Source organism: Erwinia sp. B116 (assembly GCF_002865965.1).
Taxonomy (GTDB): domain Bacteria; phylum Pseudomonadota; class Gammaproteobacteria; order Enterobacterales; family Enterobacteriaceae; genus Erwinia.
In genome coordinates this window covers 51,984-77,590 of the sequence record NZ_JRZZ01000020.1, presented here as the reverse complement: position 1 = coordinate 77,590, position 25,607 = coordinate 51,984, and the positions used below count along the sequence as shown (strand labels likewise).

22 protein-coding genes and 2 pseudogenes are annotated in these 25,607 nt (G+C 55.6%); 8 read left to right on the top strand and 16 right to left on the bottom strand.

Annotation, left to right across the window (positions count from 1 at the left end):
• Both NV64_RS14560 and ppsA read right to left on the bottom strand, forming a co-directional pair.
• A pseudogene (locus NV64_RS14560) lies at positions 1–407 on the bottom strand (hypothetical protein); the annotation flags it as partial.
• A gap of 360 nt (positions 408–767) precedes the next feature.
• Entirely contained in the window at positions 768–3,149 is a 2,382-nt protein-coding gene (gene ppsA, locus NV64_RS14555) for a phosphoenolpyruvate synthase (RefSeq protein ID WP_056234623.1), read from the bottom strand.
• Between the two features lie 469 nt (positions 3,150–3,618).
• On the opposite strand from ppsA, the gene NV64_RS14550 reads away from it, so the two are divergent.
• The 6 genes from NV64_RS14550 to NV64_RS14525 all read left to right on the top strand — a co-directional run bounded on the left by NV64_RS14550 (position 3,619) and on the right by NV64_RS14525 (position 9,418).
• Entirely contained in the window at positions 3,619–4,452 is an 834-nt protein-coding gene (locus NV64_RS14550; protein WP_101506187.1) for a pyruvate, water dikinase regulatory protein, read from the top strand.
• A 127-nt stretch (positions 4,453–4,579) separates the two neighbouring features.
• Positions 4,580–5,626: a 3-deoxy-7-phosphoheptulonate synthase gene (locus NV64_RS14545; protein WP_056234616.1), complete on the top strand. Its 1,047-nt coding sequence runs from the start codon at positions 4,580–4,582 to the stop codon at positions 5,624–5,626.
• Positions 5,627–5,798: 172 nt separating this feature from the next.
• The gene (locus NV64_RS14540) at positions 5,799–6,830 is read left to right on the top strand and encodes a hemin-degrading factor (RefSeq protein ID WP_101506186.1); all 1,032 of its coding nucleotides are present in this window, start codon (positions 5,799–5,801) and stop codon (positions 6,828–6,830) included.
• A complete protein-coding gene (locus NV64_RS14535; protein WP_101506185.1) occupies positions 6,827–7,648 on the top strand; it encodes a hemin ABC transporter substrate-binding protein in 822 nt (273 codons plus the stop codon). The genes NV64_RS14540 and NV64_RS14535 overlap by 4 nt, the downstream gene beginning before the upstream one ends.
• Positions 7,648–8,646, top strand: coding sequence for an iron ABC transporter permease (locus NV64_RS14530; protein ID WP_199177667.1), 999 nt, complete (start codon positions 7,648–7,650; stop codon positions 8,644–8,646). Before NV64_RS14535 ends, NV64_RS14530 begins: the two co-directional genes overlap by 1 nt.
• On the top strand, positions 8,639–9,418 hold the full coding sequence (locus NV64_RS14525) for a heme ABC transporter ATP-binding protein (RefSeq protein WP_056234606.1): 780 nt from the start codon (positions 8,639–8,641) through the stop codon (positions 9,416–9,418). The genes NV64_RS14530 and NV64_RS14525 overlap by 8 nt, the downstream gene beginning before the upstream one ends.
• Here the strand turns inward: NV64_RS14525 and NV64_RS14520 are convergent.
• From NV64_RS14520 to NV64_RS24095, 11 genes and pseudogenes are all read right to left on the bottom strand, one after another.
• Positions 9,415–10,851: a YdiU family protein gene (locus NV64_RS14520; protein WP_101506183.1), complete on the bottom strand. Its 1,437-nt coding sequence runs from the start codon at positions 10,849–10,851 to the stop codon at positions 9,415–9,417. The genes NV64_RS14525 and NV64_RS14520 overlap by 4 nt on opposite strands.
• 117 nt (positions 10,852–10,968) lie before the next feature.
• The gene (locus tag NV64_RS14515) at positions 10,969–11,697 is read right to left on the bottom strand and encodes an EAL domain-containing protein (protein ID WP_056234600.1); all 729 of its coding nucleotides are present in this window, start codon (positions 11,695–11,697) and stop codon (positions 10,969–10,971) included.
• A 373-nt stretch (positions 11,698–12,070) separates the two neighbouring features.
• Entirely contained in the window at positions 12,071–12,529 is a 459-nt protein-coding gene (locus NV64_RS14510; RefSeq protein WP_056234597.1) for an NlpC/P60 family protein, read from the bottom strand.
• A 68-nt stretch (positions 12,530–12,597) separates the two neighbouring features.
• The gene (gene btuD, locus NV64_RS14505) at positions 12,598–13,338 is read right to left on the bottom strand and encodes a vitamin B12 ABC transporter ATP-binding protein BtuD (RefSeq protein WP_101506182.1); all 741 of its coding nucleotides are present in this window, start codon (positions 13,336–13,338) and stop codon (positions 12,598–12,600) included.
• Entirely contained in the window at positions 13,339–13,884 is a 546-nt protein-coding gene (locus NV64_RS14500; protein ID WP_101506190.1) for a glutathione peroxidase, read from the bottom strand.
• Positions 13,885–13,927: 43 nt separating this feature from the next.
• Positions 13,928–14,905: a vitamin B12 ABC transporter permease BtuC gene (gene btuC / locus NV64_RS14495; protein ID WP_101506181.1), complete on the bottom strand. Its 978-nt coding sequence runs from the start codon at positions 14,903–14,905 to the stop codon at positions 13,928–13,930.
• A gap of 299 nt (positions 14,906–15,204) precedes the next feature.
• Positions 15,205–15,579 (bottom strand): type II toxin-antitoxin system HicB family antitoxin, encoded by a 375-nt coding sequence (locus tag NV64_RS14490; protein ID WP_101506180.1) that lies wholly within the window; start codon positions 15,577–15,579, stop codon positions 15,205–15,207.
• A gap of 644 nt (positions 15,580–16,223) precedes the next feature.
• Positions 16,224–16,391, bottom strand: a complete 168-nt coding sequence (locus NV64_RS23440; RefSeq protein WP_158239898.1) for a hypothetical protein — start codon at positions 16,389–16,391, stop codon at positions 16,224–16,226.
• Positions 16,392–17,514: 1,123 nt separating this feature from the next.
• Positions 17,515–18,477 (bottom strand): HEPN domain-containing protein, encoded by a 963-nt coding sequence (locus tag NV64_RS23195; RefSeq protein ID WP_146005492.1) that lies wholly within the window; start codon positions 18,475–18,477, stop codon positions 17,515–17,517.
• Between the two features lie 12 nt (positions 18,478–18,489).
• Positions 18,490–19,668, bottom strand: coding sequence for a DUF262 domain-containing protein (locus NV64_RS14475; RefSeq protein WP_199177666.1), 1,179 nt, complete (start codon positions 19,666–19,668; stop codon positions 18,490–18,492).
• 164 nt (positions 19,669–19,832) lie between these two features.
• A pseudogene (locus NV64_RS24095) lies at positions 19,833–20,816 on the bottom strand (IS3 family transposase); the annotation flags it as partial.
• Positions 20,817–20,987: 171 nt separating this feature from the next.
• Between NV64_RS24095 and NV64_RS23190 the strand changes: the two are divergent.
• On the top strand, positions 20,988–21,350 hold the full coding sequence (locus NV64_RS23190) for a hypothetical protein (protein ID WP_146005491.1): 363 nt from the start codon (positions 20,988–20,990) through the stop codon (positions 21,348–21,350).
• Positions 21,347–21,688, top strand: coding sequence for a hemolysin XhlA (locus tag NV64_RS14470; protein ID WP_233208991.1), 342 nt, complete (start codon positions 21,347–21,349; stop codon positions 21,686–21,688). Before NV64_RS23190 ends, NV64_RS14470 begins: the two co-directional genes overlap by 4 nt.
• 198 nt (positions 21,689–21,886) lie before the next feature.
• Here NV64_RS14470 and ihfA read toward each other — a convergent pair whose 3' ends face one another.
• Genes ihfA through pheS form a run of 3 tightly spaced genes read right to left on the bottom strand, consistent with a single transcriptional unit; the run spans position 21,887 to position 25,576 of the window.
• Positions 21,887–22,186, bottom strand: coding sequence for an integration host factor subunit alpha (ihfA, locus tag NV64_RS14465; RefSeq protein WP_056234587.1), 300 nt, complete (start codon positions 22,184–22,186; stop codon positions 21,887–21,889).
• 4 nt (positions 22,187–22,190) lie between these two features.
• On the bottom strand, positions 22,191–24,578 hold the full coding sequence (pheT, locus tag NV64_RS14460) for a phenylalanine--tRNA ligase subunit beta (RefSeq protein ID WP_101506177.1): 2,388 nt from the start codon (positions 24,576–24,578) through the stop codon (positions 22,191–22,193).
• A gap of 14 nt (positions 24,579–24,592) precedes the next feature.
• Positions 24,593–25,576 carry a phenylalanine--tRNA ligase subunit alpha gene (pheS, locus tag NV64_RS14455; protein WP_056234583.1) on the bottom strand — a complete coding sequence of 328 codons (984 nt, stop codon included), beginning with the start codon at positions 25,574–25,576 and terminating at the stop codon, positions 24,593–24,595.
• Between the last annotated feature and the right edge of the window lie 31 nt (positions 25,577–25,607).

The following is a 25,607-nucleotide window of genomic DNA, read 5'->3' as shown; positions in this document are numbered from 1 at the left end:
TACTGCAGCCGGTCGAGCGCCTCCCCGTAGCTTTTGTAAAACGCGCTGCCCCATCCCCTTTCCCGCCGGGAGGGAAATTTCTTCCCGTCCGCGTCGTCGTTAAAAATGGCGCCGCTGTCGTCAACCGTTGTGGTCTTTGGATCAAGCAGAAACTTCCTTTTTTCCGGGCTGGCAACCGGCCATTTTCTAAGCGATGAGGCACTAAATTGCCAGACTTCGCTACTCTGGTTTTTCAGGTTTGACCCCATCACCCCCGGAATAAAAATCACCGGGATCACTTTGTCCGGCGGCTTAAGGCAGACCGCCACGTGATTTTTTTCTTTCGGATGGAAAGGGATCTCGAAATAAACCTGCCCATTATCATCCCAGATCGGGCGATGATAAGAGCGGTTTTCATTGTCGTCCATGCGTTAACCTCCTGTTATTATTAGCCGCAAACGGTATCAGCTCTGACCCTGTGCACGATGGTGTGTAAATGCTTTTTCTCAGAGGTGACCGTTAAGTCGGTCGCAGAACCGGACAGTAAAAGCGACACATTGCTATCTCCCAGTCTCGCAGCGGTCTCGGGGAGGATCCCGGTGCTGGTCAACGATGCATAAATGAGAGTGCGGCCAGTAAAACTGCCGGGGCGGCGGGAAAGATCATTCTCAATGAGTGATGAAGGAAAAACCTTATAATTACCCGATAGTAAGAAGAAAAAATGCCAGGCAGATTTAACTGACTGGCATTAAGTTTGCGGTGGCCCTGTCGTTTTTACCGAGCGTTAATTACTTTTTCGCCAGCTCCGCCAGCCCGACCCAGGTTTGCACCACGGTGTCCGGGTTCAGCGACAGGCTGTCGATCCCCTCGTCCATCAGCCAGGCGGCGAAATCTTCATGGTCCGAAGGCCCCTGACCGCAGATGCCGACGTACTTGCCCTGCTTTTTCGCAGCTTTGATCGCCATCGACAGCAGCGCTTTAACCGCCTCATTGCGTTCGTCAAATAGCTCCGACACCACGCCGGAATCGCGGTCCAGTCCCAGCGTCAGCTGGGTCATGTCGTTTGAACCGATTGAGAAGCCGTCAAAGTATTCGAGGAACTGCTCTGCCAGCAGCGCGTTCGACGGGATTTCACACATCATAATCAGCTTAAGGCCGTTTTCGCCGCGCTTCAGTCCCTGACGCTCCAGCTCTTCCACCACCGCCTTCGCCTGCGCCACGGTGCGCACAAACGGCACCATCACCTCGACGTTGGTCAGCCCCATCTCATTGCGCACCCGCTTAACCGCGGCGCACTCCAGCGCAAAGCAGTCGCGGAAGCTGTCGGCCACGTAGCGGCCGGCGCCGCGAAAGCCGAGCATCGGGTTCTCTTCTTCCGGTTCGTAACGTTCGCCGCCCACCAGGTTGGCATACTCGTTCGACTTGAAGTCCGACAGGCGCACGATAACCCGCTTAGGCGCAAAGGCCGCACCCAGGGTGGCAATCCCCTCGGTCAGACGGCCGATGTAGAACTCCACCGGATCGTCAAAGCCCTTCATCATCTCGCGGATCTGCTGCTGCAGCTCCGGCGTCTGGCGGTCAAATTCCAGCAGCGCCTTCGGATGCACGCCGATCATGCGGTTGATAATAAACTCCAGACGCGCCAGCCCCACGCCTTCGTTCGGCAGGCAGGCAAAGTCGAAGGCGCGGTCCGGGTTGCCGACGTTCATCATGATCTTCAGCGGCAGCTCCGGCATCTCATCCACCTGCGAGCTCTTCACCTCGAAGTCCAGCAGCTGGTCGTACACAAAGCCGGTATCGCCCTCGGCACAGGAGACGGTCACCTGGTGGCCTTCGTGCAGACGTTCGGTGGCATCGCCGCAGCCGACCACCGCCGGGATGCCCAGCTCACGGGCGATAATCGCCGCGTGACAGGTACGCCCGCCGCGGTTGGTGACGATGGCGGAGGCTTTCTTCATGATCGGTTCCCAGTCCGGGTCGGTCATGTCGGTCACCAGCACGTCACCTTTTTCAATCCGGTTCATCTCGCTGATGTCGTGGATCACCTTGACCGGGCCGGCACCGATGCGGTGGCCGATCGCCCGCCCTTCCACCACCACTTTACCCTGGCCCTGTAGGATATAGCGCTCCATCACCTGGCCGTTAGAACGCACGGTTTCCGGGCGCGCCTGGACGATAAACAGCTTGCCGGTGTGGCCATCTTTGGCCCACTCAATGTCCATCGGCCGCTGGTAGTGCTGCTCAATCTGTACCGCCTGGGCGGCCAGTTCCTGCACCTCAGCGTCGGTCAGGCTGAAGCGGTCGCGCTGCTCCGCCGGCACCTCTTCGATATCCACCTGCTTGCCGTGCTCTTTCGAGCCGGCGTAAACCATGCGGATCTTTTTGGAGCCCATATTGCGGCGTACGATCGCCGGACGGCCGGCGGCCAGCGTGGGCTTGTGCACGTAAAATTCATCGGGGTTGACCGCCCCCTGCACCACCATCTCACCCAGGCCCCAGGCCGAGGTGATAAACACCACCTGGTCGAACCCGGACTCGGTATCAATGGTAAACATCACCCCGGACGAGGCAAGGTCGGAGCGCACCATACGCTGCACCCCGGCGGAGAGCGCCACCCCGCGATGGTCATAGCCCTGGTGCACCCGATACGAGATGGCGCGATCGTTAAACAGCGAGGCGAACACGTGTTTGATCGCCACCAGCACCGCGTCGTAGCCCTGTACGTTAAGGAACGTCTCCTGCTGCCCGGCGAAGGAAGCGTCAGGCATATCTTCCGCGGTGGCGGACGAACGCACGGCAAACGAGGCCTCGGCGTCGTCGGCTGACAGGCGGTTATAAGCATCATGTACCGCCTGTTCGAGTTCAGGCTGGAACGGGGTATCCACGATCCACTGACGGATCTGTTTACCCGCGCGCCCCAGCTCGTCAACATCGTCAATATTGGTCTGGTCCAGCAGTTCATAGATACGCTGGTTGACGCCGCTTTGATCGAGGAACAGGTTAAACGCCTCTGCGGTGGTCGCGAAGCCGTCAGGCACCGACACCCCCAGAGAAGAGAGGTTAGTAATCATCTCACCCAGAGAGGCGTTTTTGCCTCCCACCCGATCAACATCGTTCATGCCAAGTTGGTTGTACCAAAGCACGAGCGGCAATTCGCCTTTATTGGACATTGAAGCAATCCTTGTAATTAATTGGGAACATGAAGGACATCGTATTGCTTTATGAGACTGGCACACTTGTTGCCTTGAGATAAAGTGTTGAATCGTTCAAGCAAGCAGGGTTTTTTATTTTCCAGATTTTTCGCGTCTATTCTCAGGCGTTGCGCAACACAACAAGCATGATATACCCATCAATTTCAACAAGTTAAAATAATTAACACTTTTTATACAAGTTTATTTTGCGCAACAGGTAACGATTCCAAAACAGAATGCTTTTGATTTTTACCGCGAAAAAATGGCATACCACCGCGAGCATCAAAATTAAAGATGAGGTATAAAGGCCAGGGACTCAGCATATAAAAACAAAACATTCATGCCAATTTATTTTGAATTTTTTATTTCATATCATCCGTGCAATCATCATTTGCATTGCGGCTATCGATTAAATTAGTCTGCAGGTAACCCGACCAATGGAGATAAAATGGACGTGAACGCGGAACGCAGTGTTTTTTATATCTCGGACGGCACGGCGCTGACCGCCGAAGTGCTGGGCCATGCGGTGCTGTCGCAGTTTCCGTTGACCACCCAGACCCTGACGCTGCCCTTTGTTCAGACCGTGCAGCGTGCCCAGGCGGTAAAGGCGCAGATCAACGCCATCTGTCAGCAAACCGGCGTGCGTCCGCTGGTGTTTATCTCTATCGTTACCCCGGAGATCCGTGAAATCATCCTGCAGAGCGACGCCTTCTGTCAGGACATCGTGCAGTCACTGGTCGCGCCGCTGCAGCAGGAGCTGGGCATTGCCCCCGCACCGGTGGCCAACCGCACCCACGGCCTGACCGCCAGCAACCTCGGCAAATATGATGCGCGCATTGCCGCCATTGATTACACCCTCGCGCACGACGACGGCATCTCGCTGCGCGGGCTGGAAGATGCCCAGCTGATTCTGCTCGGCGTGTCGCGCTGCGGCAAAACCCCCACCAGCCTCTACCTGGCGATGCAGTTTGGCATCCGCGCCGCCAACTATCCGTTTATCGCCGACGATATGGATAACCTCAGGCTGCCGGCGGCGCTGAAACCCTTCCACAACAAGCTGTTCGGCCTGAGCATCGACCCGGAACGGCTGTCGGCGATCCGCCAGGAGCGGGCGGAAAACAGCCGTTATGCATCACTGCGCCAGTGCCGCATGGAGGTCGGAGAGGTCGAGGCGCTGTTCCGCACCCACCAGATCCGCTACCTCAACAGCACCAATTTTTCCGTGGAAGAGATCGCCACCAAAATCCTCGACATTATGGGTCTGGCAAGGCGCATGTTCTGAATCAGCACCAGGGAGCCCATTATCCCTGGTTGTCTTCCGGTTGAAATCATCAGGCTTTGCTTTAATGTAGCGATCAATCCTTCCCGGTACTCCTGCCGTTGTGAAGAAAAAATTTTCGAGAAAACTGATGAATAAAACCGATGAACTGCGTACCGCGCGCATCGACAGCCTGATTACGCCTGCGGCCCTGCAGGCCAGCCTGCCGATTACCGCCGGGATTGCCGATAATGTGACCGCGTCACGCAAGCGGATTGCCCGCATCCTCAGCGGCGAAGACCCGCGCCTGCTGGTGGTGATTGGCCCCTGTTCACTGCATGACCCGAAAGCCGCGCTGGAGTATGCTGAGCGGCTGGCCGTGCTGCGCGAACAGCATCGCGACCGCCTGGAGATCGTGATGCGCGCCTATTTTGAAAAGCCGCGTACCGTGGTGGGCTGGAAGGGTCTGATTTCCGACCCGGACCTCGACGGCAGCTACCGGTTGAACCACGGCCTGCACCTGGCGCGCAAGCTGCTGCTGGACATCAACGCGCTGGGGATGCCCACCGCCACGGAATTTCTCGACATGGTGATCGGCCAGTTTATTGCCGACCTGATCAGCTGGGGAGCTATCGGTGCACGTACCACCGAGAGCCAGATCCACCGGGAAATGGCCTCCGCGCTCTCCTGCCCGGTCGGCTTTAAAAACGGCACCGACGGCAATACGCAGATCGCCATCGACGCCATTCGCGCCGCCCGGGTCAGCCATATGTTCCTGTCGCCGGATAAACAGGGGCAGATGACCATCTACCAGACCAGCGGCAACCCGTCCGGCCACGTGATCCTGCGCGGCGGCAAACAGCCTAACTATCACCCGGAAGATATCGCCGCCGCCGCGGCCAGCCTGCAGGCCTGCCATCTGCCGCCGCAGCTGGTTATCGACCTCAGCCACGGCAACAGCCTGAAGCAGCACCGGTTGCAGAAGGAAGTCGCCGCCTCAATGGCCGATCAAATCCGCCGCGGCACCACGGCGATTGCCGGCGTGATGATCGAAAGCTTCCTGCAGGAAGGCACGCAGAAGGTGCTGCCGGGCACGCCGCTGGTTTATGGCCAGTCGATCACCGACGCCTGCCTCGGCTGGGATGACAGCGAGGCGGTGCTGCAGCAGTTAGCCGACGCGGTCGACAGCCGCTTCTGATTCACCGTTCGCTTCTGCGACTTACGGCTGGCCCGGTTACGGTCAGCCGTCACTCTTCTTGCTTCTCCCCCTTCCCGACGCTTAATTTTACTTGCGCGGCGCGCACAATTATTGATAATGATTATCATTCTGATAATGAATGTTTTTAATAATTATTCTGAGGACGCCAGCAATGCACGACATTTACCACCGTTACAGCGAACTGAAAGCCGAGCACCCGAGAAAATATGCCCGCGACCTGGCCGCGTTAATCGGCATCAGCGAAGCCGAACTGACCGCCGCCCGCGTCGGGCATCAGGCCACCGCGCTGCGTCCCGCCATGCGCGAACTGCTGCACGCGCTGGAAAAAGTGGGTGACACCAAATGCATCACCCGCAACGAATACGCGGTGCACGAGCAGTCGGGCACCTTCAGCAATATCCACATCAATGAACACGCCGGCATCGTGCTGAACCCGCGCGCGCTCGACCTGCGCGTCTTCGTTGGCCAGTGGGCCAGCGTGTTCCACCTGCAGGAGATGACCGGCCACGGCGAGCGTCAGAGTATCCAGTTTTTTGACCACCAGGGCGACGCGGTGCTCAAGGTCTATGCCACCGGACAGACCGATACCGCCGCCTGGCAGCAGCTGGTTGACGACTACCGCGACGCCTCCCCGGCCACCCTGAGCGTCAAACCCGCCGTCGCGACGCCTTTCGCTGATGCGTTCGACGGCGCGGCGCTGGAGAACGAATGGCGGGCGATGACCGACGTCCACCAGTTCTTCCGCCTGCTGAAGAAGCACAACGTTTCGCGCCAGCAGGCGTTTAAGGCGGTAAGCCGCGACCTGGCGCAGCCGGTCAGCAACGGCGCGCTGGCCGCGCTGCTGGAGATCGCCCGTGACGAAGGCAACGAGATCATGATCTTCGTCGGTAACCGGGGTTGCGTGCAGATTTTCACCGGCGCGGTGGAGAAGGTCACGCCGATGCACAACTGGCTGAACATCTTTAACAGCACCTTTACCCTGCACCTGCAGGAAGAACTGATTGCCGAAAGCTGGATCACCCGTAAACCGACCGCCGACGGCATCGTCACCAGCCTTGAACTGTTTGCCGCCGACGGTACCCAGATCGCTCAGCTGTACGGCCAGCGCAGCGAGGGTCAGCCTGAACAGGCGCAGTGGCGTGAACAGTTAACCCGCATCAGCACTGAGAAAACCCCCGCATGAAAGGCTGGTTAACCGCACTTTGTTTCCTGCCCCTGACCTTCTCCGCGCTGGCGGCGGAGCGCGTGATCAGCATCGGTGGCGACGTTACGCAGATTATCTACGCGCTGGACGCGCAGCAGCAGCTGATCGCGCGCGACAGCACCAGCCTGCACCCGGCGGTGGTGAAAAAGCTGCCGGACGTTGGCTACATGCGTCAGCTGAACGCCGAAGGCATCCTGGCGCTGAAGCCAACGCTGGTGCTGGCCAGCGAGCTGGCGAAACCAGCGCTGGCGCTGCAGCAGGTGGCGCAGAACGGCGTCAGGGTGATCGATATCACCGGTAAGCCGGCGATTTCCGCCATCAATGAGAAAGTGGCGGCGGTGGCGGCGGCCCTGCACCGTGAGGAGGCCGGTAAGGCGCTGCAGGAGAAGATCAGTAAAGAGCTGGCCAGCGTGCCGAAAACCGCGCTGCCGGTAAAAGTGCTGTTTATCCTCGCCCACCAGGGCATGGGCACCATGGCGGCAGGCCAGGGTACCTCCGCCGACGCGGCGATTCAGGCCGCCGGCCTGCAGAACGCCATGTCCGCCGTGCATCGCTATCAGCCGCTCTCCCAGGAAGGGGTGGTGGCCAGCGCGCCGCAGCTGATCGTGATAACCGAAGACGGGCTGAAAACCCTTGGCGGCACTGACAATCTGTGGAAGCTGCCGGGCATGACGCTGACCCCGGCCGGGAAAACGAAACAGGTGCTGGTGCTGGATGATATGGCGCTGCTCGGCTTTGGTATTGATACCCCGGCGGCGATCCTCAAGCTGCGCAAAACGGCGGAAGCGCTGCCGTGATGTCGACGCGCGCGCTGCGCTGGCTGAGCGTGCTGCTGCTGCTGCTGCTGGTGCTGACCGTCAGCGCGGCCAACATCGGCGCGATGCGGCTGTCGCTGCCGATGCTGTGGCACGCCGGCACCGACAGCAGCCTGTGGCAGGTGTGGTACACCATCCGTCTGCCACGCGTGCTGCTGGCGGTGCTGGTGGGCGGCGCGCTGGCGCTTTCCGGCTGCGTGATGCAGGGCCTGTTCCGCAACCCGCTGGCCGACCCCGGCCTGCTGGGGATCAGCAGCGGAGCCGCGCTGGCGGTAGCCTGCTCGATCGTGCTGTCGCTGACCCTGCCGGGCGTGCTGGCGCTCTACGTACCGCTGCTGGCCGCCTTTATCGGCAGCCTGGCAGTCACCGCCGTGATCTTTATGCTCAGCCGTCAGGGGGCCAGCGGCCTCAGCCGCCTGCTGCTGGTCGGCATCGCCATCAACGCGCTGTGCGCGGCCTCGGTCGGCGTACTGTCATGGCTGAGCACCGATCAGCAGCTGCGCCAGCTGTCGCTGTGGGGCATGGGCAGCCTGAGTTCGGCGCAGTGGCCGACCGTGCTGGTCTGCGCCTCGATCGTGATCCCCTGCATGCTGCTGGTACAGAGGCTGGCGCAGCGGCTGAACCTGCTGCAGCTCGGCGAGGAAGAGGCGCACTACCTGGGCGTGGACGTGCCGCGCACCCAGCGCGCGCTGCTGGTGCTGAGCGCGCTGCTGGTGGCGTCGGCGGTAGCGGTCAGCGGGGTGATCGGCTTTATCGGTCTGGTGGTCCCGCACCTGATGCGTTTCTGGCTGGGTGGCGACCACCGCTGGCTGCTGCCCTCGTCGCTGCTCAGCGGCGCGATGCTGCTGCTGCTGGCCGATACGCTGGCGCGTACGGTGGTCACCCCGGCCGAAATGCCGGTCGGGCTGCTGACCAGCCTGATCGGCGGCCCGTGGTTCCTGTGGCTGATCCTGCGGCGTCGCGGAGGTGTCAATGGCTGAGGTACTGCGCGCCAGCGGCCTGAGCTATCAGCTTGGCCAGCGCTGGCTAATCGAGGATATTACCCTGTCACTTCACCCAGGCGAACTGGTGTCGCTGATTGGGCCAAACGGCGCGGGCAAATCGACGCTGCTGCGGCTGCTGACCGGCTTTCTTACCCCGCAGCGCGGCGGCTGTCAGCTGAACGGCCAGCCGCTGGCCGCCTGGTCACCGGCGAGGCTGTCGCAGCAGCGGGCGGTGATGCGCCAGCAGAGCAGCATGGCCTTTCCGCTCAGCGTTGAGCAGGTGGTGGCGATGGGCCGCGCCCCGTGGCCGGGCAAAGACGTGAACGGCGTGGTGGAACAGGTGATGGCGCTGACCGGCTGCGAGAACCTCGCACAGCGCGACTACCTGCAGCTGTCGGGCGGCGAGCAGCAGCGGGTGCAGCTGGCCCGCGCGCTGGCGCAGCTGTGGCAGCAGGATGGCCCGCGCGGCTGGCTGTTCCTTGATGAACCGACCTCGGCGCTGGATCTCTACCACCAGCAGCACCTGCTGCGCCTGCTGTCCCGGCTCACGCAGCAGCACGCGTTAAGCGTCTGCTGCGTATTGCACGATCTGAACCTCGCGTCACTGTGGTCCGATCGGGTGATGCTGCTGGCGCAGGGCCGGCTGGTAGCGGAAGGCACCCCGGCCGGGGTGCTGGACGAAGCGACGCTGGCCCGCTGGTATCACGCCGACGTGATGGTGCACCCGCACCAGACTGAAGGCGTACCGCAGGTGGCGCTGCGCCGCTAGCTGGAGCAGCTGACCTCCAGCGTTTTGCCCCACTCCGGCGGGCGGCGCGACAGATCGTCATACTCTGGCACGTCTGTAAACGGCTGCAACAGCGCCTGATGCAGCCGTGCCAGCTCTCCCACCTCGTCCTGCTCCGCCTGCTCAATCGCCTGCTGTGCCAGGTAATTGCGCAGAATGCGTGTCGGGTTGACCTGCTTCATCGCCTGCTGGCGCTGCGCGTCGCTGACCTCCTCCTGCAGCAGCCGCTGGCGGTAGACGTTATACCAGCCGTCGAACGCCTCACGGTCGATAAACTCGTCGCGCAGCGGTGACGCCGACTGCTGCGCCTCGGTGTCGCTGAGCAGGCGGAAAGTACGCGTATAGTCGCTGCCTTCACGGGTCATCAGCGACAGCAGGCCGGTGAGAATATCGTTGTCATGCTTATCGGCGGTGAACAGCCCCAGCTTCGCGCGCATCCTCTCGCCCCACGCCTGCATCAGCGTGGTTTCATAGTGGGCCAGCGCCTGTTTCAGCTGGTCGGTGCTCAGCAGGCCGGAGAGCGCATGCGCCAGCCGGTTGAGGTTCCACAGCCCGATCATCGGCTGGTTTTCAAAGCTGTAGCGCCCCTGGTGATCGGAGTGGTTGCAGATAAACTGCGGCTGGTAATCGTCGAGGAAGCCGTAAGGGCCGTAGTCCAGCGTCAGGCCGAGAATCGACATATTGTCGGTGTTCATCACGCCGTGGGCAAAGCCGACGCTCTGCCAGCCGGCGATCAGCCGTGCGGTACGTTGCACCACGTCGGTGAACCACAGCAGATACTTATCCGCCTCCTGCTGCAGTTCAGGCCAGTGGTGGCGAATAGCGTAATCCGCCAGCTGCTGCACCTGCTCCTGCTGCCCCAGGTAGTAGAAATGCTCAAAGTGGCCAAAGCGCAGATGGCTCTCCGCCACCCGCAGCAGCATCGCGCCGCGCTCGGTGGTTTCGCGATACACCGGTTCATCGCTGGTGACCACGCTCAGCGCGCGGGAGGTGGGAATGCCGAGGGCGTGCATCGCTTCCGAAGCCAGAAACTCGCGCAGCGTGGAGCGCAGCACCGCCCTGCCGTCGCCCATTCGCGAATAAGGGGTCAGCCCGACGCCCTTCAGGTGCCAGTCGAACTTGCGGCCGTCGTCCAGCCGCTGCTCCCCCAGCAGCAGGCCGCGCCCGTCACCCAGCTGCCCGGCCCACACGCCAAACTGATGGCCGCTGTAGACCTGGGCCAGCGGCTGCATGCCGGGCAACAGCCGCTCTCCGCTCAGCACCGCATCGGCCCCGGCGCTGAACAGCGAGGTGATCTGCAGCTCCTGCGCCAGCGGCGCGCTGTGGTACAGCAGTCGGGCATTTTTCAGCGGCGTGGGTGCCAGCGGCCGGTAAAAGCCCTGCAGTTCATCGTGCCAGGTATTATCAAAGTGCATAACGCCTCCATCAGGACGGCCGGGCAGACTTAACTCAACGCCGCGGCAGGAGGGACAGTGTAAAGCGCCAGGGGCCGGGTAAATACGGACAATAATCAGGGTTATTGACGTTACGGGCTACCCCAGCCACGGCGGTGGGGTCAGCAACTGGTCAAGGCACTCCACCGGAACCGCCGGAAACAGCGCGCTCTCAATGCCGCCAAGCGGCAGATGACGTATCTTTTGCAGGTCGCTGAGATCGTCAGCGCCGGCCAGCACCAGCAGGCCGCAGTAAGGGGTAATCTGCTCAACGATCACCCCTGCCAGCGCGCTGAATGACGCGCGCTTCATCATCCGCTGCATCAGCGCCCGATCCAGCGTGATGCGTTCAAACAGGCTGTCAAACACCGCTTTCGAACTCAAGTTTCCTGCGCCGTAGTGGCTGAGCGCCAGTGAAAAATGGTCGCTCAGCGCCCGCAGCCGCGGATTGTCTGCGCCTTCATGCAGGCCGGGGAAACTCTCCGCAATATCCAGCTGCAGCCCTGCCAGCAGGCTCATTTTTTTCAGCAGAAAGTCACTCTCAAGCAGCGTATCAGCCAGCAGTCCGTCGACGCTAATTGAAACCTTAATATTATTTATGCTAAAGAAACGCGCACCGCTTTCAATCAGGTTAATTTGACTCTGCAGCAGTAAAATGCGCTGTGATATATCCAGCTGCGGCGTCAGCATCGCCTGCGGAATGGCCACGTTGCTCTGCGGGTGACAGAAATTCACCCGTAATTCGGTACAAAGTAACCGCCCCTCCGGGCTGTACACCGGATAAAACTGGGGGTGGGTGCGATACTCCGTTTCCAGATGGATGTTCATTGATTTTTGCCATTATTCCGCGAGGGTAACCACAGCCTTACCGGTGTCGATTTGACCACCCCACCGCGCCAGCGCAGGCTTCAGGCCCGTTCAGACACCCTGTTAATCAGCTTACGCTGGTCTCTACTGGTCAGACTACCACAGATTTTCTGCTAAAAACGCTGAATAAAAATCCATATACAGAGCGGGTAAATAATCCTTTTCTCGGATTAATGTGATTTTCACTGAAATATGAGTTAAGTAAGAAAAATTAACATCCTTATGAAGAGATCGGACCACCTGGCGAATAAATCTCATAAATTTCTGAATAAGTGCTGTTAAATCAAATGCTGTTTAAAACAGCATTCTGTCACTTTTTTCAGCGGCAGAGCGATCAGATACGTCTCGCCTGCCAGAATACTTTACGCCAGTAAACGTTATCGAGCGATGAACGCACCACGCCGCGGCTGGTCGAAGCATGAATAAAATAGTTATCGGTGTCGTAAATGCCCACGTGCAACCCATTTTCACCGCTGCCGGTTTTGAAAAACACCAGATCGCCGGGCAACAGATCGGACTTATCAATGCGCGTGCCGACGTCGGTTTGCGCCTCGGTGCTGCGCGGCAGCTGCAGATCGAAACGATCGCGAAAGGTCAGCAGCACAAAGCCGGAACAGTCGATACCGCGCCGCGTCATGCCGCCATAGCGATACGGCGTGCCGTGCCACTGGGCAAGCTGATCGTTCAGCTGGGCGATGACCATTATACGATCGGCCAACTGGCTTTTCGGTGCGGGAGCACGGCTGCTACAGCCTGCCAGAAGAATAACCATCAGTAACAGCCAGTAACGCATAAACGCTCCCTAAAAGAATTCATCACCGCTGTCTGTGCCACGCCGCGGAGGTAAAACGGGCCGGACGGTCAGCCCCCGGTGGTTAAAAAAATACGATCGTCAACCTGCAGTTCGCGGAACGCGACCTGATATAACGCCGTCAGGTTGTCGCAGGTGAGTATTTCACGCGCTGCGCCGACCAGCGCGGGCTGACCCGGACGCATCAGCCAGACGCTGCTGGCCTGCTGCAGGCTGTGGTTAAGGTCATGGCTGCTCATCACCACGCTAATACCGCTGGCGATAACGCGGCTCAGCAGACCATCGAAGGCGTGCTGCTGGGCGATATCCAGACCGGTCAGCGGCTCATCCAGCAGCAGCAGCGCGCCGTCGGGCTGACTGACCTGCAGCAGCACCGCCGCCAGCCGCACCCGTTGCCACTCACCGCCGGACAGCTGCCCGAGCGGGCGCTGCAGCTTGTCATCCAGCCGCAGCGCTGCGCTCAGCTCGCGCAGCGAAAACGCGTCAGCCTGAGCGCCAGGGCCATGATGCATCGACAGATAGTGCCATACCGGCATCTGCGCGGGGGCCAGCTGCTGCTGCGGCAGATACGCCCGCCGGCGCGCCAGCGCGCTGCCCGACCAGTCGCCCAGCGGTCGCCCGCACAGCCGGATGTCACCGCGGGCCGGCTGCAACCCGGACAGCGCGGCCAGCAGCGAACTCTTCCCGGCGCCGTTCGGCCCGACCAGATGGATAAGCTCGCCGGCCCCGACCCGGGCGCTGAACGGAAACAGCCGCCGCTCGATGGCCGCCCTGTCGATCTCCAGCAGCACTTACTCTGCCAACGCCTGCTGCACGGCGGTGACGATCTGCGCGTCGTCAGGGGTCATATCCGGCGAGAAACGAGCCAGTACCTTACCGTCACGGCCGATCAGAAACTTCTCGAAATTCCACAGAATATCACCAGGCGCTTCTGGCGCACGCCCTTTGCTGGTCATGCGCTCCAGGAAACCACTGCCCTCGGGTGCCAGCGCCTGCGGTTGAGCCGCCACCAGCTGCGCATACAGCGGATGGCGCTGTTCACCGTTAACCTCAATTTTGCTGAACATCGGGAAGGTCACGCCGTAGGTGGTGCTGCAAAAGGTTTTGATCTCTTCATCACTGCCCGGCTCCTGGCCGAGGAAGGCGTTGCAGGGGAAGCCGAGCACGCTGAAGCCCTGCGCGTGCCACGCCTTATGCAGCGCTTCCAGCTGCTCGTACTGCGGCGTCAGGCCGCACTTAGAGGCCACGTTCACCACCAGCAGCACCTCACCCTGCCACTGCGCCAGCGTGGTAGCTTCCCCATCCAGAGTGGTCAGTTGCGTATCATAAATCGTCATCATCTTTTCCTGTTTCAGCGAGAACATCGTTGAGGGTAACCGTTTAACGGTTGTTCAATAATAACCAGATAAATACCGGCGCGCCCAGCGTGGCGGTCACCACGCCGACCGGCAGCTCGGCGGCGGTCAGCGCCACGCGGGCAATCACGTCGGCCAGCAGCAGCACGCCCGCCCCGGCCAGCGCGCAGGCCGGTAACAGCGTACGGTGATCGCTCAGCCCGTTGAGGCGCAAAATATGCGGAATAACCAGCCCGATAAAGCCGATCGCCCCGGCCAGCGCCACGCTAACCCCGACCAGCCAGCCGATAGCCGCAACCAGCAGGTTGCGCCACAGCAGCAGCGGCAGGCCCAGCTGTTGCGCGGAAACCTCCCCCAGCGCCAGCAGATTGAGCACCCGGCTGCGGCTGCACAGCCACACCAGCACCGGCAGCAGCGCCAGCATCAGCCAGCGGTAGCGCCAGTCAACGCCGCTGAACCCACCCATTATCCAGTACATTAACTGGCGCAGGTCGAGGCTGCTGCTGAAGTAGACTGCCCAGGTCATCACCGCGCTGCAGATAATCCCCAGCGCCACGCCCGCCAGCAGCAGTTTAGCGGACGAAAGGTGGCGGCGGGCAAAACGCAGCAGCAGCAGCGTTACCAGCAGCGCGCCGGCGATAGCGCAGACGCTCATCAGCCACGGGTTGTCCGTGCCAAAGAAAATACAGGCCACCAGGCCAACGCCCGCCCCGGCGGAGACGCCAAGCAACCCCGGCTCTGCCAGCGGGTTGCTGAACAGCGCCTGCATGACGGCCCCGGCCACCGCCAGCGACGCCCCCACCAGCAGCACCGCCAGCGTGCGCGGCAGGCGCAGCTGCCAGACAAACAGCCGCGCGTCGTCGCCGAGCCACGCATCGGGCAGGATCCAGCGCTCACCGGCAGACAGGCTGAGCAGGATCATCAGCAGGCAAAACAGCCCCAGCCCCAGCAGCCAGAGCCGGGCACGGTGGCGAGCGCGTTGCAGATACGGGGTCAGCGTCATGGTGATTTATGGCAAGAAAACAGTGGGTTAATTGTAGAGAGGTTTTCTCTGAATTGACATGGAAAAGGATGAACTGAATGATGAGCATAATAGGCCACTGCGGGCATCCTCAGCCCTCGTGGGCTATTCCCCCGCCACCTGTGCGAGACATTCCCTTCGTTTTTTTGCCGTTGCCGCTTCAGGGCCAGGCCGCCCGGCAGCAGAGGGACCGGGCCTGAACTATGACGAGAACATTGTGCAGCTGTTGATGAAATCAGGACAGAATAACCCCCGCTTCTGCTGCACGACACGAAGAAAGGTCAGGCGTGTTTCATGCGCTCACTGAGTGTCTCGATAATGAAGGTATTGACCGATGTCTCATGCGCCGCGGCGAACTGATTAAGACGTTCCCCGAACGACTCCGGATAGCGCAACGTGAACGTCCTGACCTTTTCCTGACGTACATAAGGTTCAATACCCGCTGCACTGCAATCCTCCAGATACTCATGTAGCGATATCTCGCCTTCTGTTAACAACCCCTGAATACTGTCCGAGACAAAGTCACAATAGCCGGTCAGACCCAGGAACTTCCCGCGAAACGCGCCTAGCTCCGCTACATAGGTGATAATGGCCGATTGCCCGGCTATCTGCATGGTATTGGGGGTCGATGTTTTGAGTGTCGATGCTTTGATCATGGCTTAACTCCTGTGCTTTCAAGCCAGTCACGCAGGTTAACAACCGCGCCTTTGTCAGTATCTGGCGATGATTACATGACGAGATATGAAGTCAACCTTTGAAGTCATTTTAGTGCTATAAGCAGTTCTAATCCACACTCAAAATTCTGAATAATCTTATTGCTTTAGCTGAATGAGCAGATGGATGTACGCCCGCTGCAGGATGCACAGGCAGCAATTTAACGCAGATACAACGCGAAACAACCCGGAAGGGTTGGATCAGGAGATGATCGCTGACCTCTAAAAGCTATTTTCATCTAACTACCCCTGATTTTTGTCAAGACAACGCTTCCTTTATCCCATTAAAGGATTGCAGATTTGTTGAATCGCCGCCATCTCCGGCTAAGGCAACCTATGCAACTCACATACAGCGTGGTTACCTGATACCAACAGCCTCCTACACGGCCATAATGAGATCACCGCACGCTACTGACGTACCTAACATTATCGATTTCATCATTCTGGCGTTGAAGTCAATTCCATGCAGCACCTACAAGAGCCGTTAAATATAATTTATTCGAGGTAAATACACTGCTGAGATACCACGCTAAAAATCGCATTTGGCCGTCATCCAACGCAGCGTTTGATAGTTTTTTTGAATGATGTTATCCATGATGAGCTTGGTCGTTTTGGTCCACAGGTAACTCGCTCTCTTGTGCCGCGACAATTTGATGAACAATATCGAATTTTATACTACCACTAACGACATCTCTGACCCGCCCTGTGACATAGTTCGAAGCATCTGCAAGGTGGTGTTTTTCATTTTGTCCCATAGAGGCCACCAGCTTTTATTGAGCGCGAAACAACAATTCATCGCGATTCTAGGGTTCAGATGGATATCCATTTATCTTCGTAAAAAATCGGATGATCTTTACAGCACAGAGCCAATGCCGTAATTATCGCTACAATTTTTCCTACCGATGAGAATTGCAGATACACTGGTTTGTGCAGCCCTTCTATACACTATAGAGGGATGCAACTCACATCCTGTTTCTGGTTGATCTTCATCTCCAGTAATTCAGTACTGCTGTGTGCACTCATAACTGAAGTCACCGGAAAACACTCAACAAATCGCTTAAGCATGCCGATTATCTGTTCAAAAATACGCTGTAATCCGTGTTCTGCTCGTAGTTACTCGATACCTTCGGAACCGTAGAATACAAACCTATTAATTAGGCCCTCTATCGAACAAAGGTTAATACATAGTACTCTGTCCACCACGCTGACACGTTCACCCCAGTGCAATATAAGCACAGCGATAAGTTAACAGACGTGATTTTTATCGTAGTTTTAAAAAAATTTCTATCTGTATCAGACATCGTTCACTACGGGAATAAAGATATAAGCGTTATCGTTCAGTACAGTTTGTGATAGGTTTGGTTTGGTTTGGTTTGGTTTGGTTTGGTTTGGTTTGGTTTCGCAATCGACAACATCGCAAAATCTGGGCTGAGCTCCCTCTGAATAATATACCAATTAGGAACAGTTATTTTAGAGGAAAATAACAAATTACCAATTAAAAATGACTTTATGTAATTTAAAACAACACCCCACAAACATCATAATAAAAATACAAATCCCACACACTACTTTTTTCAAAAAATCACATCATTATCATAAAATAAACTCTAACCTGATGATTTTAATTAAATAGCAGTCATGCCCACCATAATTAAAACACTTTAACTTCGCATCAAGAAAAGTTTTTTTGAAATTCATTGACGCCCTTAAAAAGGATACCTTAATCGGAGAGATTTTCACACTCTGCTTGATTAGTTCTTTTCTTAAAAATCAACTTGGAGTCATTGAGCTTTAAAAATAATTTAACATTGAAATATTAAATCCAACCAAATCAATATAGTCTTTAATAGGGTGCAAACTAGCACGCACCCCTAAAACTTACACCGTGTGTACACTACCGACATCCAACTCGAACACTGGCAGAACATCAATCAGAACAGTACTAAAAACTCTAAAAAAATCAAGAGCTTTATTTATCGCTTCAGAATCTGGCCAAGTAATTGATGTTGACGGATGCGCGATTGAGTTCCTTAATTCCATCAAAGAATTCAAATACTTTTCTGAACTTTTTGAAACGAGTGCTGAATCTTTACTACCCCAATGCAATTGAAGTTTTGATTGTTGAGATAGCTTCTCCAAAATATTTTTAACACCTGCACGTTGAAATAAATCAGAGAGGACTCCTGCCCTCATATTCTCAGAAGTAATAGATAAGCATTGATAGTTTATTTCTACTGGGGAAATATCATGCAAGTTGTTATTCATTACTCTAACGAAAGCCTTAACGCCATTATCTGCATGCCCATACCTTCTAGGATTAGATATAACTTCTGAAGTATATTTCATCAGATTCACCTTCATATCATTAGGTAAATCCGAAAACTTATCCACTCTTTCTGTTAAGTTTTTGCAATATTCTTCAAAAGTATCACGTACAAAAGATTCGAATCGCCCAGTAATGAATAAAAGTAACGTGCCATTTAATATCACTAAGTTAGAATGGTTATTTCTCGATGTTGAATGAAGCTTAACCACCAAATCAACTTCCTTTTGACTCTGATTAATAGTAAAATCTTCACCTGATGTCGCAGCAATATCCTGAGCATTACTATCCATTGGTGCACTAGACTTATTGGTCTGCTCAGATCCATTTTCATTTAAAACTTCTTCTCCGATTACTTCGACACTCTGGATTTCGCTTTTTACGCATTGAAAACCCATGCCAGACGATTGCTGATACAAACTTTGAAGCCCAGAGAACTCTTTAATTTGCCCGGTAAGTTCAAGTAAACGAGAAACTTTATCAAGGTCAGCATGAAAATCTGATAATGTAGTATACATTTCACTGACCCCCTAGCTTGTCAATATATGCTTAGCCAACTCAACACGTTCCTTGATGGCTTCAGTTGTATTTCCCTTACCGATTAAGATATTATATTCATCTGAATTTGGTGCAATTGAGTTTAGCGATTCTCTTACTCTATCATGAGGAGAAAGGGTCAAAGGATTTATTAAACTATAAGCAACCATTAAAGCATCATACAATGGACGACTCAATTTACCAGTTTTAGGTATGATAAACAGATCCTCACCAAACATGTCATGAAGTCCATTTAAACTTTTCAGAAAAATTTCTTCTAACATGTTTATTTCTTCTTCATCCGCAGATTGATACAGCTTAGCTGTTTTATCCAAAACTCTCCTCAACGATCCTAGTGTCCCTTGAGTGATTAACGACCTTATTCCAAAAAATCTTAGCACAAGCTCACAATCGGCCATACTTCTAAACAAAGTATTTTTTAAAAGTTCTTGTGATGGATCCGTACTCTCATTGGGAGTTTTTGGAGGTATACCCCAAGCTTTCGTGAAAACCATATTACGTGACAGCTTGGAAATTAATTCATTAAACCGCCCAGGATAGAGTGCATTCCTTAACTCTTGAGGGTTAAGTTGAACACCACCCGTATTAAGCCGCTTGAACAGAATTTGACGTATATCAACATCATCATCTGAATATGCATTTGTTTCAGCTAATAGCACAACCGCATTTATAGTTCTCCTTGCCAACCCCCTCTGAATTAACAGCGGTAAATCACTATATCTTTTACCATCTAATTCATTCCAAAACTCCAACCCACGCAATGAAAACTCATTATTCATAAAACTTCTCAGCGTATCAATACGCTGCCTGCCATCCATTATTTCGTATTGATTATAATCATTTTCATAAAGAAAAATTGGTGGGACAGGAATATTCATCAAAAAAGACTCAATTAGTTGAGATCTTTTCTTTATATCCCACCGATGCCGGCGCTGATATTTAGGCGACGCATTGATATAATCACCCTCCTCTAAAGACTGTTTCAGATGGTGAAGCGTAAAATCCATTGATGTTCTAATGACTTTTAATTGAGAGATTGAAAACTTCTCCTCAATGGTCACTTCTGTAGTTAAAATATCTTTATCAGAATCTTCAATTTCTTCTTGAAACCACTCTTCGATTTCATTTTCATCAATACCTTTACCTGACATTTTTCGTCTCCACATGCATAGCCTGCTATATTAAAATACCGCCCAATTATTCATGACAAGAAAAATCATTTAAGAAAAAGGTTTTGGAGGTTTACCACGAATCTTACCATCTATAAAAAATCATGCAATGATTTTAAATCAAAACCTTGATTTGCCCATTTATATCAAGATTGTTTTTCTCTCTTATGATTGCAGAATTTCCTGCGTATAAGTTCTCGTGGTGAGCAATATCCCAGTGCACTGTGCGGGTGATGCTCATTGTATTGACAGAACTCTATTGACAGATTCAGCACCGCCGTTTCGCTGTCCGGCTTGGGCATCACCCCTGATATAGTCAAGTTTGATTGTATCGACGAAGCTACATGCTATGCCGTAGCTTTCCGGAATTCACACCGCCGTTGTTCATGGATCCAGCACCAGCAACCTCGCGAGCGCACGTGTTTTCCTGACACGATAGGCCGAGCCGTTGTCTGTCAGCCATTCGATCGCCGTGAGCCGAAGCTGCTGACCGAACTGACGTACAACCGCGCGCAGCATTACGTCCTGTACCGTTTATTTATCGTAGCCACCTGCTCCTACGGCCCAGTCAATGATTTCGCGATAGAAACAATCCTGTACCAACGTGACGCGCAGTTCCTCACTGTTGTCACAACGGAACTCGAAACCGCCTGAGAACCAGCGGCGGTTGCTTTCCGCAATGGCCACGCGCCGTTTATGTGCCCGTTTTCGGGCCGGAGTGGTCGGTTTTCGCTCCAGCAGAAGGTTGTGCACGCGTATAATCCAATAGACCCGCTTTACGTTCACGACGGGCAGAGACGTTTCCCCTGACCGCCTTAACAGCAGGATCCAGCCTAGTCTCTAACCTATAAGTCGGAAGGTCCGTAACGGCTTCACGAACGCGTGATATCACGTCTTCGTCTTTAGGTTGACGCCATCGGCGACCATCTTCCCAGCACGGCCGGCGGTTAACTCGTAGACTCATCTGCACATGCGACACCGATGCTCCGGCAAACGTCGGTTATTCGTCGTCCTCGGGCAACAAGCGCACATGTGCAGTCCTTTTTTGCCCGGCCGTACTCCACGGCTTCATTGAGGGTATCCGCCTCCATGGTTTTCCTGCCGAGCAGGCGCTGTAATTCACGGTTCTGTCCGGTGTGATCCGCCACGAATTCGCATCGCACTTTATGATTAAGGCGGCCACATCATTGTATTGCAAAAAAACCCGGGACACAGCACCATCCTCTAAACGATGGTCTATCTGCGCGTTAGCTCAGACTGTCAGAATTTTGCTGTAAAATGAATCCGCTGGAGAATATGCGATGAATCACGACAGGGAAGAAACGAAACGACTTGAACGGGTTTCTCCGGAGGTTTTTGCGACATTCCTGAGAGCTAAAAAAGTTGCTCAGTGTTGTATGTCTTGCGGTGGTTCGCGCCTGGTCGTACCTGAAACTGACGACGCTGCATACAGTGCGAGCCTGGCGGGTTCGTCGTCTTTCGCAGAAAAAAAATACGTTATCTGGTATAAAATCAGTGAATCAAAACCTGCATCACCTGATAACTGTGAGTACCGGGTTATTTGTAGTGAATGCGGCTTTACAAGTTATTATTGGGCAAGCCTGGTAGTACTCTGGTTAGAAGCCGATCTGTTTCCCGTTGAAAAAACGGGAGGCAAAAAATGAACAACGCACCAGATAACCTTGTGAGCCTTTTTGGTGATAAAATAGATACAGACTTAACAAACAGCACGGCACTCCCAGAGCATGGCGGAGGCAACGGAGGCGGAGGTATGTTGGAAAGATTAGAGAAGCGCGTTGAACAGCTTGAGAAAGATACGACCCAAATTCGTTTGGACACGGCCAAATTTACAGCGCGTTCTGAAACCTTTGCAACAAAAGAAGATATGCAGCTCATCAGGACTGACATGCACAAAGAGATCGCATCCCAAACCAAATGGATTGCAGCCACCATCATTGGTGTAGCCGCTCTTTGCATGACCACTGCCAAATTCCTTTTTTAACTCTTCTTCTCTTCCTTCTGCCACACTGTCCCACAGTGTGGCAACCGCCCTAAAGTTGTCCACATTCTGCACAAAACATCAGGATTGGCCCGGCCTTATCAGGATTTGTATTGCATTTAAATCGTTGAATTTTAAAGCAACATACTGATATTGCTGATGTAAAAAAGGCCGCTTGCGCGGCCTTTTAAATAGCAGAAATCACTCTTCTTTCGGTGTGGCGTTTTCTACCCGGCTTTTCAGCTTCTGTCCAGGCCTGAAGGTCACCACACGGCGAGCCGTAATCGGGATATCTTCACCCGTTTTCGGGTTACGACCCGGACGTTGATTCTTGTCGCGAAGGTCGAAGTTGCCAAATCCTGACAGTTTCACCTGCTCACCGTTTTCCAAAGCACGACGCACTTCTTCAAAAAACAGTTCTACCAGTTCTTTGGCATCCCGTTTGCTCAGCCCCAGCTTCTCAAACAGGTATTCAGACATTTCAGCTTTTGTAAGCGCCATAGGTTCAATCCCTCAAGGATGCTTGGAATCGCTCTTTCAGTGCCTCTACGCATTTTGCAACGGTAGCGGCAATCTCCTCTTCTTCGAGTGTCCGGCTGGTATCTTGCAAAATCAGGCTGATAGCGAGGCTCTTAAAACCATCATTTACGCCCTTACCACGGTACACGTCAAACAAGTTTACGCCAACTACCTGATTTACGCCAACTTTCTTACACTCCGCGATGATATCTGCTGCAGGGACGTTTTCAGCCACCACCACGGCGATATCACGACGGTTGGCCGGGAAGCGGGAAATCGCGCTGGCGTCAGGCAGGACGCGGTTTGCGACCTTATTCCACTCCAGTTCGAACACCACCGTACGGCCGTTAAGATCCAGTTTACGCTCAACTTCCGGGTGCACCACGCCAATAAATCCAACCCGCTCATCGCGTAAATAAATCGCCGCGCTCTGCCCAGGATGCAGCGCAGAATGGCTTTCGGCCACGAAGCGGATCGCGTCCAGTTCGCCGGTTAATTCCAGCAGCGACTCCAGATCGCCCTTCAGATCGTAGAAGTCGACCGTCTCGCGTGCCTGAGCCCAGTGCTCCTCAATACGGCTGCCGGCGATGACCCCGGCCAGCATAACATCCTGACGGATGCCAAGATTTGCCTGGGTATCAGGCACAAAGCGCAGGCCGCTCTCAAACAGACGCACGCGCGCCTGCTGGCGGTTCTGGTTATAGACCACCGCGCCCAGCAGGCCGCTCCACAGCGACAGACGCATCGCCGACATCTCAACGGAGATCGGGCTTGGCAGCACCAGGTTCTCTTCGCCCGGGTGCAGCAGCGCCTGAATTTTCGGGTCGACGAAGCTGTAGGTGATCGCTTCCTGATAGCCTTTGTCCACCAGCAGCGACTTCACGCGCTTCAGCGACAGCGTCGCTTCACGGTGACGGGTCATCACCAGACCCGCCTGCACCGGTACGTCAGGGATGTTGTTGTAGCCGTAAATACGGGCAACCTCTTCCACGAGGTCCTCTTCGATCTCCATATCGAAGCGCCAGCCCGGTGCCATGGCCTGCCACTCACCGTTGCCGCCGGTGACGACACACCCGAGGCGGGTCAGAATATCGCTGACCTCTTCATCGGCAATCACGTGGCCGACCAGACGATCCAGCTTTTCACGACGCAGGGTAATAGAGGCACGCTGTGGCAGCTGAGCGGTATCGGTCACGTCGATCACCGGGCCAGCTTCACCGCCGCAGATGTCCAGCAGCAGGCGGGTGGCACGTTCCATCGCCTGATGCTGCAGGGTCGGATCGACGCCGCGCTCGTAGCGGTGGGAAGCATCGGTATGCAGGCCGTGACGGCGCGCGCGGCCAACGATCGACAGCGGGCTGAAGAAGGCGCACTCCAGCAGCACGTTCTTAGTTTCAGCGTTCACACCGGAGTGTTCACCGCCGAAAATGCCGCCCATCGCCAGCGCTTTCTGCTCATCGGCGATCACCAGCGTGTCGGCGTTGAGCTTCGCTTCGCTGCCGTCCAGCAGAGTCAGCGTCTCGCCCTCTTCCGCCAGGCGCACCACGATGCCGCCGCTGATGCGGTCCAGATCGAAGGCGTGCATCGGCTGCCCCAGTTCCAGCAGCACATAGTTGGTGACGTCCACCACCGGATCGATCGAGCGCACGCCGCAACGACGCAGCTTCTCTTTCATCCACAGCGGCGTTGCCGCGGTGACGTTAACGCCTTTAACTACCCGGCCCAGGTAACGCGGACAGGCCTGGGTGGCTTCAACGCGGATCGGGAAGGTATCGGTAATGGTAGCCGCTACCGGCGCGATGTCCGGGGCGGTCAGCGGCAGACGGTTAACTACCGCCACGTCACGCGCCACGCCGAGAATGCTCAGGCAGTCGGCACGGTTAGGCGTGACGCTAATCTCGATGGTGCTGTCGTCCAGCCTGAGATAGTCGCGAATATCGCTGCCGATCGGTGCATCCTGCGGCAGTTCGATAATGCCGTTGTGATCGTCGGAAATACCCAGCTCGGAGAATGAGCAGAGCATGCCTTCAGAAGGTTCACCGCGCAGTTTCGCCGCTTTGATTTTGAAATCGCCCGGCAGTACCGCGCCGACGGTGGCCACCGCCACCTTCAGACCCTGGCGGCAGTTGGCCGCGCCACAGACGATATCCAGCAGGCGCTCGCCGCCGACGTTGATTTTGGTCACGCGCAGTTTATCGGCGTTCGGGTGCTGGCCGCACTCAACCACTTCACCCACCACCACGCCGTGGAAGGCACCGGCAACCGCATCCACACCATCCACTTCCAGGCCGGCCATGGTGACCTGGTCGGAAAGCTGTTCGCTGCTAACGGCCGGGTTGACCCATTCACGTAACCAGAGTTCGCTGAATTTCATTGGTTTACCGGTCCTTATTTAAACTGTTTGAGGAAACGAAGATCGTTTTCGAAGAAAGCGCGCAGATCGGTGACGCCATAGCGCAGCATGGTCAGACGCTCCATGCCCATGCCGAAGGCGAAGCCGGAGTAAACTTCCGGATCGATGCCGACGTTGCGCAGCACGCTCGGATGCACCATGCCGCAGCCCAGCACTTCCAGCCACTTACCGTTTTTACCCATCACGTCCACTTCTGCGGAGGGTTCGGTGAACGGGAAGTAGGACGGACGGAAACGAACCTGCAGGTCAGCCTCAAAGAAGTTGTTCAGGAAATCGTGCAGCGTGCCTTTCAGATTGGTAAAGCTGATATTTTTATCAACGATCAGCCCTTCCATCTGATGGAACATCGGGGTGTGGGTCTGATCGTAATCGTTACGGTAGACGCGGCCCGGCGCGATAATGCGGATCGGCGGCTCACCCTCTTTCATGGTACGGATCTGCACGCCGGAGGTCTGCGTGCGCAGCAGACGGGTGGCGTCGAACCAGAAGGTATCGTGATCGGCGCGTGCCGGGTGGTGGCTCGGAATATTCAGCGCATCGAAGTTGTGATAGTCATCTTCAATTTCCGGGCCGGTTTCGACGGAAAAGCCCAGTTCGCCAAAGAAGGTCTCAATACGGTCAATGGTGCGGGTAACCGGATGCAGGCCGCCATTTTCGATGCGGCGGCCCGGCAGTGAGACATCAATGGTCTCCTGTGCCAGGCGAGCGTTCATTTCGGCAGATTCCAGGGCGTCCTTCTGCAGGGCCAGCGCGTCCTGCACCTGTTGCTTGGCGTCATTGATCACCGCGCCTGCCGCCGGGCGTTCGTCGGCCGGCAGTTCACGTAAGGTGGTCATCTGCAGCGTGAGATGCCCTTTTTTCCCCAGAAATTCGACGCGAACGTTTTCTAACGCGGCGACATCCTGGGAACCGTTGATGGCGGCTTTCGCCTGCGCCACCAGGTCTGCGAGATGTGACATGCTTTCCTCTTCTTCCAGCCAGGGTGGCCGG

What these genes read in the sequence shown, in the direction of transcription:
- NV64_RS14515 (WP_056234600.1), bottom strand. Translation starts at nt 11,697, where the DNA reads ATGAACATCCATCTGGAAACGGAGTATCGCACCCACCCCCAGTTTTAT.
- NV64_RS14520 (WP_101506183.1), bottom strand. Translation starts at nt 10,851, where the DNA reads ATGCACTTTGATAATACCTGGCACGATGAACTGCAGGGCTTTTACCGG.
- NV64_RS23190 (WP_146005491.1), top strand. Translation starts at nt 20,988, where the DNA reads ATGAATCACGACAGGGAAGAAACGAAACGACTTGAACGGGTTTCTCCG.
- NV64_RS23440 (WP_158239898.1), bottom strand. Translation starts at nt 16,391, where the DNA reads ATGGGACAAAATGAAAAACACCACCTTGCAGATGCTTCGAACTATGTC.
- NV64_RS14510 (WP_056234597.1), bottom strand. Translation starts at nt 12,529, where the DNA reads ATGCGTTACTGGCTGTTACTGATGGTTATTCTTCTGGCAGGCTGTAGC.
- NV64_RS14530 (WP_199177667.1), top strand. Translation starts at nt 7,648, where the DNA reads ATGTCGACGCGCGCGCTGCGCTGGCTGAGCGTGCTGCTGCTGCTGCTG.
- pheS (WP_056234583.1), bottom strand. Translation starts at nt 25,576, where the DNA reads ATGTCACATCTCGCAGACCTGGTGGCGCAGGCGAAAGCCGCCATCAAC.
- NV64_RS14540 (WP_101506186.1), top strand. Translation starts at nt 5,799, where the DNA reads ATGCACGACATTTACCACCGTTACAGCGAACTGAAAGCCGAGCACCCG.
- NV64_RS14525 (WP_056234606.1), top strand. Translation starts at nt 8,639, where the DNA reads ATGGCTGAGGTACTGCGCGCCAGCGGCCTGAGCTATCAGCTTGGCCAG.
- NV64_RS23195 (WP_146005492.1), bottom strand. Translation starts at nt 18,477, where the DNA reads ATGTATACTACATTATCAGATTTTCATGCTGACCTTGATAAAGTTTCT.
- NV64_RS14500 (WP_101506190.1), bottom strand. Translation starts at nt 13,884, where the DNA reads ATGACGATTTATGATACGCAACTGACCACTCTGGATGGGGAAGCTACC.
- NV64_RS14475 (WP_199177666.1), bottom strand. Translation starts at nt 19,668, where the DNA reads ATGTCAGGTAAAGGTATTGATGAAAATGAAATCGAAGAGTGGTTTCAA.
- ppsA (WP_056234623.1), bottom strand. Translation starts at nt 3,149, where the DNA reads ATGTCCAATAAAGGCGAATTGCCGCTCGTGCTTTGGTACAACCAACTT.
- NV64_RS14490 (WP_101506180.1), bottom strand. Translation starts at nt 15,579, where the DNA reads ATGATCAAAGCATCGACACTCAAAACATCGACCCCCAATACCATGCAG.
- ihfA (WP_056234587.1), bottom strand. Translation starts at nt 22,186, where the DNA reads ATGGCGCTTACAAAAGCTGAAATGTCTGAATACCTGTTTGAGAAGCTG.
- NV64_RS14550 (WP_101506187.1), top strand. Translation starts at nt 3,619, where the DNA reads ATGGACGTGAACGCGGAACGCAGTGTTTTTTATATCTCGGACGGCACG.
- btuC (WP_101506181.1), bottom strand. Translation starts at nt 14,905, where the DNA reads ATGACGCTGACCCCGTATCTGCAACGCGCTCGCCACCGTGCCCGGCTC.
- pheT (WP_101506177.1), bottom strand. Translation starts at nt 24,578, where the DNA reads ATGAAATTCAGCGAACTCTGGTTACGTGAATGGGTCAACCCGGCCGTT.
- NV64_RS14545 (WP_056234616.1), top strand. Translation starts at nt 4,580, where the DNA reads ATGAATAAAACCGATGAACTGCGTACCGCGCGCATCGACAGCCTGATT.
- NV64_RS14535 (WP_101506185.1), top strand. Translation starts at nt 6,827, where the DNA reads ATGAAAGGCTGGTTAACCGCACTTTGTTTCCTGCCCCTGACCTTCTCC.
- NV64_RS14470 (WP_233208991.1), top strand. Translation starts at nt 21,347, where the DNA reads ATGAACAACGCACCAGATAACCTTGTGAGCCTTTTTGGTGATAAAATA.